This is a genomic window from Sphingobium lactosutens (assembly GCF_013393185.1).
Classification (GTDB): Bacteria; Pseudomonadota; Alphaproteobacteria; order Sphingomonadales; family Sphingomonadaceae; genus Sphingobium; species Sphingobium lactosutens_A.
On record NZ_QJQX01000069.1, the window covers coordinates 52473 to 73975 of the forward strand.

The 21503-nt window shown below is 59.1% G+C and carries 17 protein-coding genes and 3 pseudogenes; 8 read left to right on the forward strand and 12 right to left on the reverse strand.

Going from position 1 to position 21503, the window contains the following annotated elements; all coding sequences use genetic code 11:
* Positions 1–50: 50 nt before the first annotated feature.
* The gene (locus tag DM806_RS18855) at positions 51–191 is read left to right on the forward strand and encodes a hypothetical protein (protein ID WP_179044697.1); all 141 of its coding nucleotides are present in this window, start codon (positions 51–53) and stop codon (positions 189–191) included.
* A gap of 307 nt (positions 192–498) precedes the next feature.
* On the opposite strand, the gene DM806_RS18860 is transcribed toward DM806_RS18855, so the two are convergent.
* From DM806_RS18860 to DM806_RS18870, 3 genes and pseudogenes are all read right to left on the reverse strand, one after another.
* Positions 499–1971: an MFS transporter gene (locus DM806_RS18860; RefSeq protein ID WP_179044698.1), complete on the reverse strand. Its 1473-nt coding sequence runs from the start codon at positions 1969–1971 to the stop codon at positions 499–501.
* Between the two features lie 499 nt (positions 1972–2470).
* Positions 2471–2647: pseudogene (locus DM806_RS18865) on the reverse strand (transposase); the annotation flags it as partial.
* A 201-nt stretch (positions 2648–2848) separates the two neighbouring features.
* Positions 2849–3858: pseudogene (locus DM806_RS18870) on the reverse strand (IS110 family transposase).
* Positions 3859–4113: 255 nt separating this feature from the next.
* Between DM806_RS18870 and DM806_RS18875 the strand changes: the two are divergent.
* From DM806_RS18875 to DM806_RS18890, 4 genes are all read left to right on the forward strand, one after another.
* Positions 4114–4896 carry an IclR family transcriptional regulator gene (locus tag DM806_RS18875; RefSeq protein ID WP_179044699.1) on the forward strand — a complete coding sequence of 261 codons (783 nt, stop codon included), beginning with the start codon at positions 4114–4116 and terminating at the stop codon, positions 4894–4896.
* 82 nt (positions 4897–4978) lie between these two features.
* Positions 4979–5773, forward strand: coding sequence for an IclR family transcriptional regulator (locus DM806_RS18880; protein WP_179044700.1), 795 nt, complete (start codon positions 4979–4981; stop codon positions 5771–5773).
* Positions 5774–6492: 719 nt separating this feature from the next.
* The gene (locus tag DM806_RS18885; protein ID WP_179044701.1) at positions 6493–9309 is read left to right on the forward strand and encodes a TonB-dependent receptor; all 2817 of its coding nucleotides are present in this window, start codon (positions 6493–6495) and stop codon (positions 9307–9309) included.
* Between the two features lie 137 nt (positions 9310–9446).
* Positions 9447–11120 (forward strand): alpha-L-fucosidase, encoded by a 1674-nt coding sequence (locus DM806_RS18890; protein ID WP_179044702.1) that lies wholly within the window; start codon positions 9447–9449, stop codon positions 11118–11120.
* Positions 11121–11176: 56 nt separating this feature from the next.
* Here the strand turns inward: DM806_RS18890 and DM806_RS18895 are convergent, their stop codons facing one another.
* From DM806_RS18895 to DM806_RS18930, 9 genes and pseudogenes are all read right to left on the reverse strand, one after another.
* Complete coding sequence (locus DM806_RS18895) at positions 11177–11521, reverse strand: L-rhamnose mutarotase (RefSeq protein ID WP_179044703.1); 345 nt, start codon at positions 11519–11521, stop codon at positions 11177–11179.
* Positions 11518–12027: an amidohydrolase family protein gene (locus tag DM806_RS27395; RefSeq protein WP_256869394.1), complete on the reverse strand. Its 510-nt coding sequence runs from the start codon at positions 12025–12027 to the stop codon at positions 11518–11520. The genes DM806_RS18895 and DM806_RS27395 overlap by 4 nt, the downstream gene beginning before the upstream one ends.
* A gap of 67 nt (positions 12028–12094) precedes the next feature.
* Positions 12095–12409 (reverse strand): annotated as a pseudogene (locus tag DM806_RS27860) (amidohydrolase family protein); the annotation flags it as partial.
* On the reverse strand, positions 12361–13371 hold the full coding sequence (locus DM806_RS18905; protein WP_179044715.1) for a zinc-binding alcohol dehydrogenase family protein: 1011 nt from the start codon (positions 13369–13371) through the stop codon (positions 12361–12363). The pseudogene DM806_RS27860 and the gene DM806_RS18905, both read right to left, overlap by 49 nt.
* Positions 13371–14663, reverse strand: a complete 1293-nt coding sequence (gene fucP / locus DM806_RS18910) for an L-fucose:H+ symporter permease (RefSeq protein WP_179044716.1) — start codon at positions 14661–14663, stop codon at positions 13371–13373. The genes DM806_RS18905 and fucP overlap by 1 nt, the downstream gene beginning before the upstream one ends.
* Before the next feature lie 52 nt (positions 14664–14715).
* Entirely contained in the window at positions 14716–15489 is a 774-nt protein-coding gene (locus DM806_RS18915) for an SDR family oxidoreductase (RefSeq protein WP_179044704.1), read from the reverse strand.
* The gene (locus tag DM806_RS18920) at positions 15486–16778 is read right to left on the reverse strand and encodes an L-fuconate dehydratase (RefSeq protein WP_179044705.1); all 1293 of its coding nucleotides are present in this window, start codon (positions 16776–16778) and stop codon (positions 15486–15488) included. Before DM806_RS18920 ends, DM806_RS18915 begins: the two co-directional genes overlap by 4 nt.
* Entirely contained in the window at positions 16775–17512 is a 738-nt protein-coding gene (locus DM806_RS18925) for an SDR family oxidoreductase (RefSeq protein ID WP_179044717.1), read from the reverse strand. Before DM806_RS18925 ends, DM806_RS18920 begins: the two co-directional genes overlap by 4 nt.
* A 261-nt stretch (positions 17513–17773) precedes the next feature.
* The gene (locus tag DM806_RS18930; RefSeq protein ID WP_179044706.1) at positions 17774–19000 is read right to left on the reverse strand and encodes an acyltransferase family protein; all 1227 of its coding nucleotides are present in this window, start codon (positions 18998–19000) and stop codon (positions 17774–17776) included.
* Positions 19001–19133: 133 nt separating this feature from the next.
* Between DM806_RS18930 and DM806_RS18935 the strand changes: the two genes are divergently transcribed.
* From DM806_RS18935 to DM806_RS18940, 3 genes are all read left to right on the forward strand, one after another.
* The gene (locus DM806_RS18935; protein ID WP_179044707.1) at positions 19134–19352 is read left to right on the forward strand and encodes a hypothetical protein; all 219 of its coding nucleotides are present in this window, start codon (positions 19134–19136) and stop codon (positions 19350–19352) included.
* 160 nt (positions 19353–19512) lie between these two features.
* Positions 19513–19647: a hypothetical protein gene (locus DM806_RS27405; RefSeq protein WP_256869396.1), complete on the forward strand. Its 135-nt coding sequence runs from the start codon at positions 19513–19515 to the stop codon at positions 19645–19647.
* 127 nt (positions 19648–19774) lie between these two features.
* Positions 19775–21503: alpha-L-fucosidase (locus DM806_RS18940; protein ID WP_179044708.1), on the forward strand; the 1729-nt coding region annotated here is incomplete at its 3' end.

A 21503-nucleotide genomic window follows, 5' to 3' on the forward strand; every position in this document is an offset into this window, starting at 1 on the left:
AATCGGACTGCGCATATGCTATGATCGGCGCAAAGAGGATGGAGAGGGCCATGCTGTTTCTGGCGCGGTTTCTGGATTGGATTTGTAACGCTTTTGCGTCCGCTGTGCAGGACGAAACCCGGCTCAACCAGCTGATTTGTCCGCTCGCGGCGCGACGGGCCGATGCCGATGGTGCGACGCACCGGCGCTGACCATTGCGTTTTGTCAACTTCGGACGAATGTACCGCCAGCAGCGAAACATTGGCGTTCCCTGCCAGAGATCTGATTGTGCATATAAAAAAACGGGCCAATCCGAAGATCAGCCCGTGAAAGTTTTAGGAGAGGATGCCTGAAAGGCATGTTCTTTCTGACCTAAAGCTGTTTTTGCTGCAAGTGCGAAAAACCTTCTCGCGATTGCAAAATATGCATCCGTGGCAGGTTGCAACGCTTCCGTAGCGTCAACCGGATATTCTATCGTCCGCGTCAGACCATCAAGAAGCCGTTATGATGCGAATCACTTCATGCCTTGATTCGCAGCGAGGCAAGCGCGGCAACCATCAGCGTCACGGCGGCAAAAGCCATGGTCCAGATCGGATCGCCGGGGAAAAAGGCCTTCATGATCGATCCCATGGCGGTCGCTACGAGCAATTGCGGCACCACCACGAAAATGTTGAACAGCCCCATATAAACGCCGATCTTTGCCGCCGGCAGGCTCGACGCCAGCATGGCATAGGGCATGGCGAGGATAGAGGCCCAGGCGATGCCGATCCCGACTTCGCTCAGCAGCAGCCAGTCGGGATCGCGCAAGAAAAGGAAGCTTCCAAAGCCAGCCGCGCCGGCGAGCAGGCACAGCGCATGCGTGCGGGCCTGCCCGATCCGCCGGGCGATCCAGGGCAGAAGCGTCAAAGCCGCCACCGCCGCCACGCCATTATAGACTGAAAAGAGCACACCGACCCAGTTGCCGCCCGCCTGATAGGCCGCACTCGCGGGATCGGCCGATCCGAACATATATTGGGCCACGACCGGGGTCGTGTGGATCCACATGATGAAGAGCGCCGACCAGCTGAAAAACTGGATGACGGCCAGTTTCCGCATGATCGGCGGCATCCCTGCCACGTCACCGATGATATGAGCCAGCATATTGTCCACCCGTCCCGCACGCGCCAGCAGGATCGCCGCCAGGCTGGCAAGGCCATAGCCCGCCAGCAATGCGCCGAGCAGATAGACTTCCTTCTCCATTCCCCAAATCTCGACCAGCAATGCAATGGCTGCGCCGGCGCCGATCCATGCCAGACAGGGCAGCGGATTCCTCGCCGCCAGATCGGGCGCAAGATGCGCTTCCGTCTCGTCGCTGAACGCCTGCATCTGCTGAGGCGTATATTCACGTGTCGTCAGCACCGTCCACAGCACCGCGCCGAAGAGCGCCGCTCCGCCAACCCAGAAGCTGTAACGCACCGTGTCGGGGACTTCGCCCGCAGGCGCAACATTGGCGATGCCCATATGGTCGAGCGCATAGGGAAAGAGCGACCCCACCACCGCACCCGTACCGATGAAGGCGGTCTGCACCGCGTAGCCGACCACATGCTGATCCTTGCGCAGCATATCACCGACAAAGGCGCGGAAAGGCTCCATCGAAATGTTGAGGCTGGCATCGAGCATCCAGAGCAGAAGCGCCGCCGCTAACAGGCCGTCGCTGCGGGGCATGAGCAGCAGAGCGGTCGCGGCCAATATGGCGCCCAGCAGAAAATAGGGCCGCCGCCGCCCTAGCCGGCCGAGCCATGTCCGATCGGACAGATGACCGATCACTGGTTGCACCAGCAGCCCGGTCAGCGGCGCCGCAACCCACAGGGCCGAAAGATCGTCTATGCTGGATCCCAGTGACTGGAAAACACGGCTCATATTGGCATTTTGCAGGGCAAACCCGATCTGGATGCCGAAGAATCCGAAACTGATATTCCACAGCCCGGCGAAGCCCTGGCGAGGCTTTTCCATGCCTTTCCCTTCCTGTCCTTACGCGACCGGCCTCCCGCCGCCTGCGCCCGAAACGCAGGGCTGGCACGGCAAGGCATGAGGAGCAAGGCAGGCATACGAATTCATAGGGAACCGGCATTTTGCACCGGAGCTAAGTTACTGAAATCGCACTCCAGATTTTCAAATAGAGCGTGCTTCCAGTGGGTTAGATGAGATTACGAAGAGCGGAGATCTAGACACGGCTAGCCCCGGCCAGCCCTGTTTAGACACCCCTTTTATCGCAGTTTTTATCGCGATTATCCTCTGTGGCCACGCCTTGAAGATACCGAAAAATGAAATCTAAGACTGGATTTTCACCCTCGCGCATCGATTCGCTACGGAAGGGAAGTTTGAATGATCCACTTTCTCCAGGGTTATCGGTGAAGGTGTTGCCGAGCGGAAAAATTGCGTGGAAATACATGCGATGGCTGCCGTTCAAGCGTCTGTTTCTCAGGCGCACATTGGGTTTTTATCCTCACGTTGTCTTCGGCGGACCATAGTCGGCCGGCGCATCGCGCCATCGCAAGCCATTCCTGATCACGAAGATGATACCGCTGATAATCCGACGGTCGTCCACCCATGGCACGCCGTGCGACAGCGGAAAATATGGCTCGATCCGGCGCATCTGCGCCTCCGACAGCCAGATCAGATCACTCATGACGACGCCTCCTCGCGCCGCCATTGAATCAACCGATCGCCATCCTCGCAACCAATTTAATAGGTCCTGAGCCTAGGAAGCGTTCTTCGTCGAGACGATCACAGCACTACACACGACCTTGCCAAGCCTGCGTCCCAGCGACGGGACCTCATTCGAATCTGACCTTTTATCAGGGGTCCGCCTCAATCAAAAAATCTTTCCTTACACTGCCCTCGACGCAGCTCCCCAGCCAAAATCCGTCGCATCCATCCACATGCGGTGGAGCACGACAACCAGCTTGCGAGCCAACGCGACCTTGGCACGCTTCATGCCGCGACGCTGGGCCACATCGAGCGCCCAGCGCTTTAGGCTGGAAAAGCGCATCGCCCACGTCAACATGATATGCGCCGCCTCGAACAGCGCCATCCGCACCATTGCGTCGCCGACCTTGCTGACGCCGCCATCGCGATCCGTCTCGCCTGATTGATATTTCTTCGGGGTGAGTCCGAAATAGGCGCCAACCGTATTGGATCTGCCGAACCCGTTTGGATCATCCGCGGCCGACCGATAGGTCAGCGCGACAAGCCCCCGACGCCTGAGGTAGTGATCAATCTCTGGCAAATCTTGTCAGCGCGCGCGATCTTCAGCATCTCGCGGTGAAGCCTCATAAACTCACTCCACGAGGCGGCCCGTGCTGCCAGAACCCCGCCGATCACCATCGACAATGTGGCGTGTCCTGCGATCAGCTCGTGAACCCGCGCCTCGAAACGCCCGCGGCTCACTTCGCCGACTTTCAGCCCATAATAGCCGCGCAATATACCCCGGATGCTCAGTTCCACGTCGAGGAGCTTGCCCTGCAGGAGCTTGCGCCCGACCAGTAGCCCGGACGTCCTGGGCGGGCGGCGATTTTGCATGAACCGGACGATACCAACCCATGCAGAGCAACTGCGCGATCCCGCGCGCATCCTTCCGGTCCGTCTTCACCGTCATGTCTGAAAGCGCCGCTTTCACGTGTCGGGTCTCCAGCAACACGACTTCCCGTCCCGATGTAACCAGCGCCGCGTGCAGCCACTAGGAAAGTGGGCGTGCCTCCAGGCCGATGCGAACCACCGTCAGATCCAGCTCGTCGAAATAGCCAATCAGGCAGGCTCGCTGGCCACCTTGCCCTTCGCATCCACCACGCAAACGCTGCTTTCTTTCAGAGAGGCATCGATGCCGGCATAATAGTCCATGGCTGTTCCTCTCATGATGCTTGAGGCCGATCGCTCGGACCTCGTTCCAACACCATCATTCTGAGGGACAGCCAGCCACCTGGCTACCTTGGAGACGCCGGCCCATTACGGCATCTAGCTGCCTGGTTGCGACACATCATTGGAACATGATAAGCAGCGCTATTGCGGATCAGGCATGGCGCTTTGCTGCTCTTGTTCGACAGGCGATCTGCGCAGGTGGTTGCATGGCCGCCGTGACTTCATTACGTACCGGCTATGATTGCGGCCGAACCCATAAAAAATCCGTCAAAATCATATATCGCCCCCGCGCTGGAAAAGGGGTTCGACATCATTGAATTGCTGGCCGATACGGATGGCGGTTTGACCGCGAGCCAGATTGCCCGGCGCCTCGGTCGTTCGATGAACGAGATATACCGGATTCTACTGGTCATGGAACGGCGCGGCTGGCTCCACAAGGAACCAGGCGACGACCGATACATCGTCACGTACCGGATGCTGGACATCATGTATCGGGCTACGCTGACACAGTCGCTGACGAGCGCGGCGGCGCCCCAGATGCAGGCGCTGGCGCTGGCGACAAACCAGTCCTGTCACCTCGTCATCCGTTCGGGCATGCACGGACTTGTCGTGCTGCGTCAGGAGAATGGCGGTCCTTCAGGCTTTGCGATGCAACTCGGAGCGGTTATCGAACTCGCAACCAGCTGCTCGGGTCATGTCTTGCTCGCTTATGCGGACGAGGACCGGCTTGATGACATATTGGATAAATTGCCGGATATGGACCTGGCGTCCCTTGATCAGCTCCGCAAGCGCCTCGCAACCGTTCGAAAGCGTGGTTATGAAAAGCAGCCCAGCGCAAGAGTATCCGGCATCATTGATGTGAGCTACCCGATTTTCGATTTCAACGGGCGCATCTCCGCCGCGTTGACCATCCCCTTCCTGACCCGGTTGGACGGGTCTACCCTCGATAGTGAGGAGACCCGCATTCAGCTTGGCGAAGCCGCGCGCAGAATATCCCATGAGGTCGGCTGGACCGGGTGACAGTGTCTTGCTTCATTCAAGAAAGGCCCGCCTTGGCATATCGCACATTGCACCTGCCGCATGACGGGATTACCACGCAACCATGATCGAAGAAGGCTCGCCGAAAGCCAAGGCAAAGGAATATTCCGCTCCCGCGCTCGAGAAAGGCTTTGATATTCTGGAGCTACTGGCCGACGCACCGCAAGGATTGCCAGTATCCGAGATTGCGCAACGCCTCGACCGATCGATCAGCGAACTATTTCGCGTCATCATCGTGATGGAACGCCGGCGATGGCTATACAAGGATGCAGCGACCGGACGCTATCGCGTACCCCATCGAGCGCTCGACGTGGCCTTTCGCGCTACACCCGCGCAGGCGCTCAGCGCCGCAGCCGCCGCTCCGATGCAGGATCTGGCGGAAGTGATCAGTCAATCCTGCCATCTCGCCATCAAGGTCGATGGTCGCGGGCTGGTGATATTGCGGCAGGAAAATATGAGACAGTGCGGATTTGCGATGCGCCTGGGCGTACCAATAGATCTCGCCACCAGCGCTTCGGGCCATGTTCTGCTCGCCTTCGAACCGGACGAAACGCTCGAAGCGACGTTCGCCCAGCTTCCCACGCCTTTGTCGATGCCGACGGAAACGTTCAAGAAGCGGCTTGCCACCGTCCGGGCACGCGGATTCGAATGCCATCAAAGCCCCCTTGTCGCAGCCGTTACCGATATCAGCTACCCCATATTCAGTGCTAAAGATCGAGTCGCTGCCGCGCTCACCGTGCCCTATTTGAATAGCATCGACGGATCGCTGACGCATGACATCGAAAATGCGAGGCGCCAATTGGGCGAGACCGCTCAACTGATTTCCGCTGCCCTGACCAGAAGCGCAAGCTACCGATAAGGCCGGACTTAGAGCGCGCTGCGTTAAATCCGACGCAGATCGCGCGCTCTAAGTTTTTGTTGTCGCATCGTTTTAAGCGCAAAACCGGTTCCCACTTTTGCGCACGATGCTCTAGATGCCCGCGGCTGGTCAACAATCGACTGGCAGCCGTCTTGTCCGACGTCCTCCCCGGCGCGCGCCTCGGTTTCCACATCATAAAAGCGCTTGGCGGCGCCGGACGACCCGATGAGCAAGCCCCGGAGCGCCTACGCGCCGTCTGCCTTAGCATATTGAGAGTCTGAGCTTTTGCACGTCAGCCTGTCGCCCCGACACGCAGAGCGGACTTTGGGCGGCGTGCGCATGTGATATTTTTATATATGCTATTTACTTTCTCTTGTCATAGTAATGGACTCAGCGTATTTACCCCAAGAAAGAAGGGAAATCGTCAGGAGGGGAGCAATGAGTTTTGACTCACGCAAAATAGTTTCCTACATTTTTTACATTGTAGTGCGCGGGTTTCGCCTGCCGGCAACTCAAGGCCGCCCCCGCCGCCCTCTTGAAGCTAAGCCGATGAGCCGGCCGCAAATCTTCAGTCCGTCCGGGCACCTAAGCCGGCTTTGTCGGACGGAAGTCTTGCGGCCGCAAAGAGCTTCGACCGCAGCGATCATCAGGCCTTGCCTGCAACGTATGGGACGTTTGCGGCCGGCCACAGTTGCAGAAAAGAAAATTGGGAGAGTGGAATGAAAGCGATTCTATACTGCACAACCGCCTTGGCGCTGCTGGGTTTTTCCGGTGTCGTGTCCGCGCAAGAAGCCGCCGACTCCCCGCCCGCCCAGTCGCCTGCCCAGCAGGGACAAAGCATTTCGTCCGATGCCGCCGGCGCCAATGAAATCATCGTCACCGGCTTCCGTCGGTCGCTGGATCTGGCGGCAGAAACCAAGCGAAATGCGGCAATCGTCAGCGATGGCATCTCCGCTGAGGATATCGGACAATTTCCCGACCTCAATCTGGCGGAATCCCTGCAACGCATCACAGGCGTTCAGATCACGCGAAACGGCGGCGAAGGTTCTGGCGTTTCCATCCGCGGCCTGCCCAGCGAATTTACCCGTGTCCAGTATAATGGCCGGACCGTCGGCAGCGGCGGAACCCGGTCCTTCGATTTCACGGCTTTCTCATCGCTGTTCACCAGCGCAGTCGAGGTTCAGAAATCACCGACATCCGACATGATAGACGGCGGCCTGTCAGGCACGGTCAACATCCGCACAGCGCGCCCGCTGGATATCGACAAAACGACCGTAAGCGCATCGTTCGAAGGCGTGTATGAACAGCAGCGCAAAAAGCTCACACCCCGCGCCGCGATTCTTGGCAACTGGGTGAACAGCGCGGGCACTTTCGGCGTCAACGCCGGCATAGCCTTCGAACGCCGTAAATACCGCACCCGGTCCGACACCACCTATGGCGCCGAAACAAGCCGCGAAGCGCCTTTGATCAACCCCGTCACGGGCAGGGCGATCACCGGCGGTAAATCACCACCGCTCGATTATAATCTCGATGGCGATTCCAACGACACCTACAGCTTCCTCCATGGTTCGGATTTTACGCGGAGCGATGTGAAGAGGGATCGACTGACCGCCATCCTCGGCTATCAGTTCAAGCCTTCGGAAGATTTCGAAATATATGGTGATTTCTTTTACAGCCGCCTGACGACGGACATCGAAATGCAGCGCGCGCAGACCCGCTTCACCGATCTGGCGCCCGGCGTCGCCGGACGCCCCTATGGCGTGCGCGGCAGCACGATCTCCACCGACTATAACGCCTTCCTGCCCAGCAGCTCGCAAGGTTTCCTGACTAGCCTGGACGTGGACGGCCTCAGCAATCAGGCGGTGGCCCGCGTCGAGCGTCGCAAGATCGAAGTGAAGTCCTTCGCTCAAGGCGCGAAATGGACATCCGGCAACTTCACGCTGGAAGGCGAAGCATCCTATTTCAAGAGCAGGAATTTTACCCGAAACATCGGACTTAATGGTCAGGCGCGTGCATCCGCGCTGCTATCCTTCCCGGATGGAATCGGCACCTTGCCGCAAATCACGTTCAACCGAGGTTACAATCAACTCGACCCCCAGAACTTCTATCTGACAAATGAGGATCTCGCCGAAGATGTCGGCGTCGATCGCAATTATGAAGGTCGGATCGACGCCACCTACAAGCTGGGCGACGGTTTCTTGCAGGCGGTCAAACTGGGCGGCTTTTACAGCGATCGTCACTTCAGGAATACGACTGCACGCGGCGTTCTGTCCGCGAGCGGCCTTGCGGCGCTTTCGAACGGTCGACTGACCGTGACGCCGGGCATTGAGGGGAGCGGCGGCATTTCGGCCGCCAATTTCCTCACGCTCGGCGACTTCGACGCGTTAACCAACGCGCCCCAATTGCTGGTCATCGACCTCGACAAGTTCGACGCGATCATTCCGCGATCCGCCTATTTCGACAATCAGGTCATTACAAGGCAGCCGGGGTCGGGCTTCAACATCGCGGAAAAGACTTTCGCCTTTTACGGGCGGGTCGACTTTGGCACGACTGATGACCGATTTGCCGGCAATATCGGCCTGCGCTATGTCCAGACGCGGACAAATTCCATCGGCCTGATCCCTAATCTGGACGGTCTGATCGTCGAAGTGGACAATGTCACCACCACAATTCCAACCGCAGAAGCGACGGCGGTCAAGGCCAAATATGACGACTTCCTGCCCAGCCTGAATCTTCGGTACAATATTACCGACGAACTGCTGGTCCGCTTCGCCGCCGCGCGGGTCATAGGCCGTCCCAACCTCTCAAGCCTAAATGCGGGCACCAGCGTCGACGCCAATGTGCGCACCATCAATTCGGGCAATCCTTCGCTAAGGCCGTTCCGGTCGGACCAACTCGACCTTTCGTTTGAATATTATCTGCCGAAGGGCGGGATGTTCTCCATCGCCGGCTTCTACAAGCATCTGGCCGATTATATCCTGACGGGTCAGACCCTGGAAACCCGCACGGTGGCATTGAGGGCGGGTGGAACGACCTCTCTGGAGTTCCGCCGCAACCAGCCGCTCAATCTGGTGAATGGAGACGTCAAGGGCGTTGAAGTCGCGGCCCAGTTGCCGTTTTCCTATGTGGCGCAGGCGCTGGACGGCTTCGGCTTCTTCGGTAGTTACACCTATATCAAGGCGCCTTCCATTCCCCGTACCCAAGGGGGTATTCCGGTCCTGCTCGACGGCGTGGCGAAAAACAACTTCACCGCAGGCGGTTATTTCGAGAAATGGGGCCTTGGTATCCGTGGCTCCTACACCTATCGCGGCCTGTATTCATCGGGCGCAGGAACATTCGGCGACGGCAGCTTTACCAGAGCCTATGGTCAGCTTGACGGATCGATCGATTACAAGATCACCGACAATGTATCCGTCTCGATCGACGTGACCAACCTGCTGAACGAGCGAACCCAGAATCAGAATGGGTTCGGGCTGATCAGCAATGAGACGTTCGTCGGTCGCCGCTTCACTGGCGGTGTCCGCATGAAGCTCTGATTGACGATCTCGCCTCGCCTGCCGCATCCTCCGTTGGGATCGACAGGGGAGGTTCCGGCAAGCTCTGCCGGTATATGCGGGCAGGTCGCAGCCTGTATAGTCTCTCTCATGCTATGAATTTGGATGGAAGGATCGGAATGGTGCAAGTTGACCGTCGAAACGCGCTGGCTGCAATGGGTCTGGCGGGATTAGCAGGCACAGCCGCCGCCCCGGCGGCGGCCGCTATGACGAAGGCGGGCGGCACGGGCCCTTTCACGGGCGATTGGGCGTCCCTTACCAGCGGCTATCGCGCGCCAGAATGGTTTCGTGACGCCAAATTCGGTCTGTGGGCGCACTGGAGCGCCCAATGCGTACCGGAGGAGGGCGATTGGTACGCCCGTGAAATGTATATTCAGGGCAGCCGCATCAACAAGGCGCATGTCGCGAAATATGGCCACCCCAGCAAGACCGGGTTTCTCGACATCATCGGACAGTGGAAGGGCGAGAACTGGAACCCCGAACGCCTTGCCGACCTGTATGTGAAGGCTGGGGCCAAATATTTCGTCGCGCTGGCGAACCATCATGACAATGTCGATACCTATGCATCCAGTCATCATCCCTGGAATACGACGCGAATTGGGCCTAAAAAGGATATTGTCGGCATCTGGGCAAAGGTTGCGCGCGATCGGGGACTGCGCTTTGGCGTGTCCAACCACAGCGCCCATGCCTGGCACTGGTATCAGACCGCTTATGGCTATGATCCAGAAGGTCCGATGCGCAACGTGCGATACGACGCCCATCGACTGCGCACCGCGGACGGACGCGGTACCTGGTGGGAAGGGCTGGATCCCCAAACGCTTTACACCGGCAGCCTGATGCCCCTGCCCGACGGAATCCAGTCCATCGCCGAAGCCAATGCGGTGCATGAGCGCACGGATCGTGTCTGGTCCGAATGGGCACCCGCCGCGCGTGCGGCCTTCGTCGCGAACTGGGCGGCGAGGACGAATGAACTGATCGACAAATATCGGCCCGATCTTCTTTATTTCGATAATTTCGACCTGCCGTTCGCACAGGTCGGCCTTGATGTCGCCGCACGCTATTATAATGAGAGCATCAGGCTGAATGGTGGCAATCTGGAAGCCGTGCTCAACGTCAAAATGGTCCCTGTCGAAAAGAGAATGGGTCTGGTCGAGGATGTCGAGCGGGGTGGAAAATCCTACATCGATACCTATCCTTGGCAAACCGACACCTGCATCGGCAACTGGCATTATGACCGCAATCTCTACAAGCGTGACGGGTATAAGAGCGCGGCGACGGTGGTCCACACGCTGTGCGACGTGGTTTCGAAAAATGGCAACCTCCTTCTCAGCATTCCGATGCGGGGTGACGGCACGATCGACGAGAAGGAAGAGCGCATCGTCGAGGAAATCGCCGCCTGGATGCAGCAATATGGCAGCGCCATATATGGGTCGCGCCCCTGGCGGCTGCATGGCGAGGGGCCGACCAAACCGGCATCCGGCATGTTCGCGGAGGGCGGTCCCAAGTCCCTCTTCACGGCGCAAGACATCCGCTATGTCCGGAAGGGATCGGCGGTGCAGGCGCTGGTGCTAGGATGGCCCGAAGACGGCATCGCTCGCCTGCGTCTGCTGGGAACCGGGACGCCGGTAGGCCGGGGCGACGTGCAGCGCGTAACGCTTGCCGGGGATAATGCGCCGCTCACCTTCCGGCGCACCGAAGAGGCGCTGGAGGTGACGCTGCCTGCCGCTCGCCGTAATGCGGTGGGCGTTGCCTTGACGGTGAATGGCCCCGGCCTGACGGATGGCAGCCTCTGACGTTTCCGGTCACCGCGCCGAATTGGGCGCGGTGACCGGGCAATCTCAAACTGCGGTCAGGGCTGATCCGACAGCCGGAATATGCGTTCCGCCGCCACCCATTTTTCGCCGGGCTTGGCGAACGGCAATCTCTTCTGGAAGACGTCCATGCGCTCTTCCCACGCGACGATCTCGGGGTCGGTCGCGTCCCGATCGGCCTTGGATGCGGGATCGAAATTCTCGCCCACGTCCATCAGCATGACCAGCCGATCACCGACCTGCCAGATTTCCATCTCTGTTACATCGGCTTCGCGGATGGAGCGGATGACCGGTTCCGGCGGGCAGCCGGGTTTGTGCCAGGACCGATAAAGCGCTATCGCCTCGGCATCGTCTTTCAAGTCGAGCAACAGCACCTGCTTCATATCGCCTCCGATGAAATGTTACGACCTTGATTGATGCGGTAGACGCGCGCCGCATTCAGCCCGAAGATGCCTGCCCGCTCCCTTGCATCGAGTTGCGCAAGCAGTTGTTCAGCCGCCTGCATCCAGCCCGCATAATCGGCGTGCAATAGCATCACGGGCCAGTCGCTGCCCCAGATCACCCGGTCCGGCCCGAACGACGTCAGCACATGGGATATATAGGGCGCGATATCTTCGATGGTCCAATGTGCGCTCGCTTCCGTCACCAGGCCGGACAGTTTGCAGCAGATATTCGGCATGGCGGACAATATAGCAAGGTCCGCGCTCCACTTCTCTATCTCACCGGCCATGATGTCCGGCTTTGCAGCATGATTGATGACGATCTGCAGGCTGGGATGACGCCGCGCGAAATCGGCGAGCACTGGCAACTGATGCGCCCTGACCAGCGCGTCGAACATCAGGCCGCAATCCTCCATCGCCGCTATGGCCGGTTCCAAAGCCCGGTTCAACAGCCAATGGTTGCAGCATCGGTCTGAGGCCGCGAAGCTTGGGATGAGCCGCCAGTTGGCGAACCCGCGCCGGAGCGTCCGGGTCGGTCAGTTCGACCCAGCCGACGACCGCCGCCACCGTCGGCGTTCGGGCCGCCAGATCCAGCAGCCAGTCGGTATCGGCATCGTCCGGCTGTGACTGGACCAGCACCGTCCCCTGAACATCCGCGCCGTCCAGACAGGGCGCCAGATCGGCCGGCAGGAAGTCCCGGTATATCCCGGCAAGATCAGGCGTGGGCCAGTTGTGGCCATTCTGGCCGATGCGCCAATAATGCTGATGCGCGTCGATCCGCATCACAGCTCGACAATCGCTTTCATGACGCCCGCTTCCGGCTTCATCCATTCGGGCAGCACGTCGGGCAAGGTTGCCAGCGGGGCGCTGTGGGTGTGCAGCACGTCCGTCGGCACGCACGCCTCCCGGATCGCATCGATCACCGCCGCGAAATCATCCAGCGTGGCGTTGCGGCTTCCGTACAGGCTGGTTTCCCGCTTGTGAAATTCCGGGTCGTTAAAGGTGATATCGCCCTGCACGACCGAAACGAGGACATAGGCGCCGCCATGGGCCACATATCGAAAGCCCGTCGCCATCGCCGCCGCGCTTCCAGTGGCGTCGAACACCACGTCGAAATAATCCCCGTCCGTCAGCTCTGCCAATCGGGCCGCAGCCCCTTCATCGGGTGCGATGGCATGGGTCGCACCGAGGCTGGCGACACACAGCGCCGTCCTGCCGCTATTGCCGTCCAGCACCGTAACCTTGCCGCCCGCTTGCGATGCGAACAGCGTGACCGCCATCCCGATGGGACCGGACCCCACGACCAGAATGCGTTGCCCCTTCCCCACATCGCCACGCACGACCGCGTGCCGTCCAATGGCGAGAAATTCCACCATCGCCGCCTGATCGAGCGACAGGCCGCGCGCATCCAGCAAGAAGCGAGGGTCGATCGCCAGATATTCGGCCAGTCCCCCGTCCCGATGCACGCCAAGCACTTCGATATTCCGGCAGCAATTGGTCTTGCCTCTGCGACAGGCGACGCATTGGCCGCAGGACAGATAGGGCATGATGCAGACGGTGCTACCCGGCTCGAACCGGCCAGCCTTATCGCCCTCCACCACCTCACCCGCCAGTTCATGGCCGAAAACCCGGGGATAGTTCAGGAACGGCTGCGTACCCCTGAAAATATGATAGTCGGTCCCGCATATGCCGACGCGCCTTATACGGACCAGAACCTCACCGTCGGCGGGGACAGGCTTTGGCCGGGTGGTCAGTTCCAGCTTCCCCGGCATGGGGCACAGCACGACATTCATCACGACGTGACACTCCTTTGATGGACGAAACGCGCGAAAAGCAGGACCGCCACGAAGCAGAATGACGGAACGATCATCGCCCCGCTTATGCTGGTCAGATCGGATATATAGCCCATCGCACCGGTAAGGATCGCGCCGCCGATGATGGCCATCACGATAAGGGATGCGCCCGCGCGGCGCAGCGGACCAAGGCCTTCCACGCCAAGGGCGAATATGGACGGAAACTGGATCGACATGAAGAAGCTGATCGCAACCAGCGCGCCGAGGCCGATGTGGCCGCCCACGAACGTCGCGACCAGCGCCAGAGCGATCGAGCAGGCGGCGAAGCACGCCAGCAGCAGCGTCGGTTTGACCCGCGTCATGAGAGCCGAACCGACAAAGCGGCCCGCCGCGAACAGGATCAGGGACACGAAAAGCATATCCGCGGCGGCGCGTTCGCTCATGCCCGCGACGTTCGCCTGCGCATAACGGATGGTGAAGCTCCAGATGCCGACCTGCGCCCCGACATAGAAGAACTGCGCCACGACCGCCGCCAACAACCGGGGATGGCCCAGCAGGGACGCAAATCGCACATGATCTTGCCCCGCATCGTCCCGGCGCGTGGAACAGCCGGGAAAGCGCACCAGCGCCGCGACCACCGCGAAGGCGAGGACCACGATCCCGATCGCCACATAAGGCGTCTGCACGGCCTGAATCTCGCTGCGATAATAGGCCAGCCGATCGGCGGACGTCATCGCGGCCAGAATCTTCTCGTCATGCGCGATGCCGGACAGGATGAAGTTCCGCCCGATCAAAATACCGGCGATCGCGCCGAGCGGATTGGCCGCCTGCGCCCAGTTCAGGCGCCGTGTGGCGCCTTCAGCCGACCCCAGTTCGGTCATCAGCGGATTCGCGGACGTTTCTAGAAAGGCGAGGCCTGCGGCGATCACGAACAGCGCGAAAAGGAAAATCGGATATTGTCCGAGCGTCGCGGCCGGATAAAACAGCAGCGCGCCGCAGCCATAGAGCAGCAGACCGGTCACGATGGCGACCTTGTATCCACGCGCCGTCATCGTCAGCGACGCAGGAATGGCGAAGATGAAATAGCCGAAATAGAAAACCTGCTGGACGAAGCTGGTTTCGAAATCAGTAAGAACGAAAGCCTTCTTGAAATGGGCAATCAATATGTCGTTGAGATTATTGGCCATGCCCCACAGGAAGAAGAGGCAAACCGTTATCCCTATCGCTATTCGATATTGCGATCCGCCTCTATCGCGTCCCCGGTCGAGACTGGAGCCTTCACTGCCCAACATGTCCACCTTCGCATCCTCCAATCCCGATTTTTCTGTTTTCTTACTCTATTTTTTACAAGGCCCGATCCAGATGCGTATATCCGCCATCAGGCACGATCCATTGCCCTGTCGTATGGGAAGCGCGTTCGGACAGCAGGAAAACGACCGTGTCCGCGATCTCCCGATCCGTCGTCATGCGACGGCCCAGCGGGATGCGTGACGAAATTTCCGCCAGCTTGGCCTCCGGCTCGTCGAAGCCGGCTATCCATCGCTCGTAAAGCGGCGTCATGACCTCCGCCGGCAGGACGGCGTTCACCCGCACGCCGTCCTTCGCCAGGGACGCGGCCCATTCGCGGGTCAGGCCCAGTTGCGCAGCCTTGGCGGCCACATAACCGCTCGTGCGGCCCTGCCCGGTAAGCGCCGTCTTTGACGAAATGTTGACGATCGCGCCACGGGCGGCCTTCAACGATGGCAGCGCATAATGCGCCATCGCATAATAATGGTCGAGATTGGACCGTAGCGACGCCGTAAAGGCATCGGGTCCAGCCTCCAGCCCGACGCCGTCGTTGACACCGGCATTGTTGACCAGTCCGTAAACGCTGCCAAAGGCGTCCTGCACTTGGGCGACGGCAACCCCGGCGGCGCCATCTTCGGACAGGTCGGCCTGTACGAACAGCGTTTTGGGCTGAAGCCGCCTGATCGCTTCTTCATAGTCCGGCAGCAACGGGCTGCGGCTGACGATGGCCGGGATCGCGCCCTCTTCGGCCAGCACCGTCGAAATCGCGCCGCCGATGCCCGCGCCGCCGCCCGTCACGATGACAACCTTGTTTTCTAGGCCAAGCTTCATGCCATTATCTCCGTCGGCTGGAACCGGTAGCGCTCGATCGATTCCGCTTTCATCTCAATGGAAAAGCCGGGCTGCGTCGGCGGCATATAGGCCGCGTCACGAATGATGCAGGGATCGACGAAATGCTCATGCAGGTGATCGACATATTCGATCACCCGTCCCTGCCGCGTGCCGGAGACGGCGATGTAGTCGATCATCGAGATATGCTGCACATATTCGCACAGACCCACGCCACCGGCATGGGGACACACCGGCAGATCATATTTGGCCGCCATCAACAGCACCGCCAGAATTTCGTTCAGTCCGCCTATGCGGCAACTGTCGATCTGAACGACGTCGATCGCGCCCGTCATGATGAACTGTTTGAAGAGAATACGGTTCTGGCACATCTCCCCGGTGGCGACCTGGATGTCGCCGATACTGCGACGAATGGCGAGATGACCCAGCACATCGTCCGGGCTTGTCGGTTCCTCAATGAACCAGGGTTTGGCAAAGGCAAGGGCGTTAACCCATTCGATCGCCTCGCTCACCTCCCACATCTGATTGGCGTCGATCATCAGATGCACGTCGGGACCGACCGCCTCGCGAGCGATGCGGAGCCTGCGAATATCATCCTGCAGATCGCGACCGACCTTCAGCTTCACATGGCGAAAGCCGTTATCTACCGCTTCCTTCGCCAGACGGCGAAGCTTGTCGTCGGAATAGCCCAGCCAGCCCGCCGAGGTCGTGTAACAGGGATAGCCTTCGGCCACGAGCGTGGCGATGCGCTCCTCTTTGCCCGCTGCCTTTTCCCTCAGCATCGCCAACGCCTCGTCGGGCGTTATGCAATCCGTCAGATAGCGAAAATCGATGATGCGGACCAATTCTTCCGGCGTCATGTCCGCGATCAGGCGCCAGAGCGGCTTGCCCGCCTCCTTGGCCCAGAGATCCCAGACGGCGTTGACGATGGCGCCTACGGCCAGATGCATCGCGCCCTTGTCCGGGCCGATCCAGCGCAACTGGCTGTCCCCGGTCAAATGGCGCCAGAAGCGGCCGGGATCGGCCTGTATCCAGGCCAGATCGAGTCCCACGACCAGATGCCGCGCAGCCTCGATCGCGGCGACGCATATCTCGTTGCCGCGCCCTATGGTGAAGGTCAGCCCATGGCCTTCGAGTCCCGCCCGATCCGTTTCCAGAATCACATAGGCGGCCGAATAGTCGGGGTCCGGATTCATCGCGTCGGAGCCGTCCAGAGACTGGCTGGTCGGGAAACGGATATCGGCCGTGCGCAGGCCCGTAATGCAGGTCATTCTACCGTCCATCCCCCATCGACCACCGCGACCATGCCGGTCGTGAAGGCGCTTTCATCCGAAGCCAGATGCAAGGCCATGGACGCAATTTCGGCGGGCTTGCCCAGCCGCCCCATGGGCTGGCGATCGGCGAAAGCCCGATATGTATCGTCAAAAGTGTCGCCCGTTCTGGCCGATTGTTCTTCCATGCGCTGGAGCAGGGACGGAGATTCGACCGTGCCCGGACAGATCGCGTTGCAACGAACGCCATCGCGCACATGGTCCGCCGCGACGGCCTTGGTCATGCCGATGACCGCAGCTTTCGACGCGCCGTAAGCGAAGCGATTGCGCACCCCGATGATCGATGAGGCGACAGACGCCACATTGACGATGGACCCGGATTTCTGCGCGATCATGCCGGGAAGATAAGCCCGCATCGATCGATACATGGCGGTCACGTTCAGTGCGAACGCCGCGTCCCATTCTTCGGTGGCACAATCCAATATCGTGCCTGCATGCACAATACCGGCGGCGTTTATCAATATATCGACAGGCCCGGTCCGCGCCGGGAGACCGTCGATCGCCGCACCGTCCATCAAGTCCAGCGTAATCGGATTATCGAGATTCTGGATAAGGCGCGCGTCACGATCAAGCGCATACACAATCGCTCCCGCCTCGATAAAGGCGCCCGCGATTGCGCGGCCAATACCCTGCCCGGCGGCTGTAACCAGCGCCCGTTTGCCGTGAAGCCTCATCACCTGTTCCACCCTTGGGATCTAACCCAATTGTTAATCCGGCCCATGGCCCCTCCCGAACCCAGAATTCAAATATCTCACATATGGAAGTTAGTTTTATATACAGGATTTCGCAACCGCTAAATCGCTCTTCACTGCCGTTTGAGCTGCCGCAGTTCGCTGCCATGGATATGGCCGTGGCGTCAGCTAGTTCGCTGGCGAGGCCGCAGTGACACGGAAAGCTGGTGGCCTGCGCAAAACCGTGGCAAGCCCAAAGGCAAATCAGTCTCGCGATGGGATCGTCGTGAAGCGTCGTTTCCACTTCAAAAAGGGTGTTTCGAAATAGCGGTAGAGCAAGGATGCAATGCTTACTGTCGCCGCGAAGGCAAGCACCATGCCGATATTGTCGCGCCAGTCCCCGACGCCGGCATCCTGCGTCATCCGGGTGAGCCATGGTCGGATCTTGTCATATACTATCCAGAAGAAGAATATGTGGATCAGATACATGCCATAGGAAATCCGCCCCAAATAGACGAGCGGGCGAGGCAGGTAGCGTTCGGGCGTTCCCAACAGGCTGACCAGCATCAGCACCGCACCGATCAGAACGAGCGGCCATCCCGCCAGACTGTGCGCGACCGAGGAATGTGGAAAGTCGGCCTTGATGCCGAAGGCCTTGAAAGCGACGATCCACGAAATGACCGCCAACGCAAACAGGCCGACGCGGATGGTGATATGCCAGTCAGGCCGTCGCCCGCGCAGGAATAGCGCCAGCAACATGCCCCCGGCAAAGAACTGGAACTGGACGAAGCTGTTGGTCCATTGACCGCTAAATTGCGGCTTTGGAGGAAAGCCTTGGGCATAATAGACGATAACGGCATAGGCTACGGCCAGCACGGCGATGTTCACGCCCATAATGGCACGGCGCCCGAGCATCGCGAGGAACGGGATAGCGATGTAGAATTGCTCTTCAACCGACAGGCTCCACATCGGATTGACCGGATATTCGATCCACCCGTTGAAGGTGATGTACCAATTGCCTGCGAACAGCATGAATGACAGCCATTTGCCGGATGTGACCGCTCCGGCGCCCGGCAGGAACTGGTTGAGGAATGCCAGGCCGAAGAAAATCAGGAAATATAGCGGCCAGATACGAAGGATGCGTCTGATGTAGAAAGCACGGACGTTGATCCTTCCCGTTTTTTCCCGCTCCCGTTCCAGCAATTCGGTAATCAGGAAGGCGCTGAGCAGGAAGAACAGTGGCACGCCATACACGCCAGTCATCGTAAAGGCGTGATACCATGGATGTGCCACCGGATCGATCGGCGCCAAATCATTGCGGTGCGTGATGAACACGAACAGGAAAGCAAAGAAGCGCAGGACATCCAGTTCGGGCCGGTAATAGCGCTTCACGAGGCCGTTGGCTTTTTCATTACGCGATCCGATAGCCAATTCAGATTCGCCGACTGTATCCGTCACCATCGATATCTTCGAAAGATTGCCCTCTGGCATGCATACTCTCCTGACATCATTATGAGCTGGCGCATACATCAAGTTTCATATATGAATCAAACATTCTTTAGTGGGATTTATGCCAAGGGCTGCCGCAGCAATATCCCTTGGCAAGAAATTTGAGGGTGATCCGATGACCACGACGAGGCGCGAGCTGATCAAGGGTGGTGCTGCCGCAGCAGCGGTAGCCGGTGTAGCAGCCAATGCGACCGCTGCCACGCTGCCGACATTGCCCGGTACAGGTCGCTCGATCAAAGTGCCCAAACCGGCCAGTTTTACGCCTGACAGGACATCGCTGACTGCCGGTTACAGCACGCCCGGCTGTTTCCGCGATGCTAAGTTCGGTATGTAGGCGCACTGGAGCGCGCAATGCGTGCCGGAGGCAGGCGACTGATATGCGCGCAACATGTATCTGCAGGGGTCGCGCGCCAACAGGCATTATGTGAAGCATTATGGCCATCCCTCGGAGGTCGGCTTCATGGAGATACAGAATAAATGGAAAGGGGAGGCGCGTGACGTTACCTGGCAGTAGCGAACCGGCGGCGTTCAAGCGGACGTCAAGCGCGCTGGAGGTCACGCTGCCGCAAGCTGCCCGTAACAGCATTGGCGCGGCAATCATCCTTTCGGGGGACAAGCTCAGCGCATAGCGTCCGCGCACTTCCGGATCGAGGTCGATACTATTTCCCATCGCGACAAAATTTGCCAATTTACTTGATAGGTGAAGGTTCCGTGACAGATATCTCTAGAAGACAACTCCTGGCTGGCGCGAGCGCATTGGCGATTACACTGGATGGTATGCTGAACAATATTCCAGCCATAGCTGGGACGACGTTCCAGCTGCCTGAATTGCCACCTATGCCCGAACTCGATCCACTTCGCCCAGAAGAGTCCGTCGACATGGCCGATCCAACCGGATGGACCGAAACTAAATTATCCTTTCCCATCGCAGACGGACCATTCGGCCCGGACTGGGCTGACATTGAAAAGGCCTATCCTGACAATGGCACAAACTGGCTGAGGGAAGCGAAATTCGGCATCTGGGTGCATTTCGGGCCACAAGCCGCCGGAAATTCAGGGGATTGGTACGCGAAATATATGTATGATCCATCCGGTCGCTGGGGCAATAAAGCTTACGAAAGCCATATCAAGAATTTCGGCCATCAAAGCGAAGTAGGCTACAAGGACGTCCTCAAGGACTGGAATCCCATCAACCTCCACCCCGATGCGCTTGTCGACCTTTACGAGAAGGCCGGCGCCAAGTTTCTGCTGATCCAGGGCGTGCATCACGACAATTATGACAACTGGAATTCCAAATATCAGAAATGGAATTCCGTGAATGTCGGTCCGAAACGCGATCTGCTTGGTGAATGGACGAAAGCGGCGCGCCGGGCAGGCATGAAATATGGCGTCACCTTCCACCATGAATATACCTGGTGGTGGTGGCAGACCGCTTTTGGCGCCGACAAGACCGGGCCAAAAGCGGGCATTCCGTATGACGGGCATCTGACCGCCGCCGATGGCAAGGGTAAATGGTGGGATGGCCTCGATCCCCGGATGCTCTATACCGTGAACCTTCGCGAATATCGGGGTTTGGACACGCGATGGGCGCCTGCTGGCGGAATATTCCAAAATCACCAAAAATATGCGGAATGGTATGCCACCTGGTGGGCCTACCGGATGATGGACGTCATCGAGAATTACGATCCTGACTTCATCTACACCGACGGCGATTCCCAAAATCCTTTCACCGGTGAAAAGAGCGGCACGGGGGCCAAGAACAATGCGGCGAGTCGCGTTATAGCCCATTATTACAATCGAACCGCCGCCCGGCGAAAATCGGTCGATACGTTCAGCGTTATCAAATTTAAGAAGCCGACCAAGGGACTTGTCACCACCGAAGAGAACGGCTTTCCTGAAGGAATCAAACGCGAGCAACCTTGGATCGGCGAGGTTCCGGTCGGCGACTGGTTCTATGGTCCGGGCTTCATCTACGAAGCCAGTTCCGTCATCCGCTACGTGCTGGAAACAGCATCGCGGGACGGCGCATCGGCCGTTTGCGTTCCGATCCGTCCCGATGGCTCGCTGGACCCGGAGTGCCGAAGAATGCTGGGTGAAATCGGGCAATGGATGGCACTTAATGGCGAAGGGATTTACGGCAGCAAGGCATGGCGTGTCTTGGGCGAAGGCGAGATTGTCGACGGCAAGCTCAAGGTCTCCAGAAAGGGCGCGCTGGGCGAACGCCAACATGCGGTCTCGTTCGACCAGCGGGATTTCCGCTTTACGCAGGGGCGTGACGGAGCCGTCTACGCCTTTTGCCTTGTAGCGCCTGATGCCGGCACCATCCTCACTATTCGGAGCTTTGCGGGTAAAAAGGCGGAGAAGGTGAAATCAGCCCATCTGCTCGGTCGTCAACGTGACCTCAACTGGAGCCAGGATGGGGATGGGCTTAAGATTGAAGTGCCTCGTGACCATGGCCACAACATAGCCATGGGCTTCAGGATAG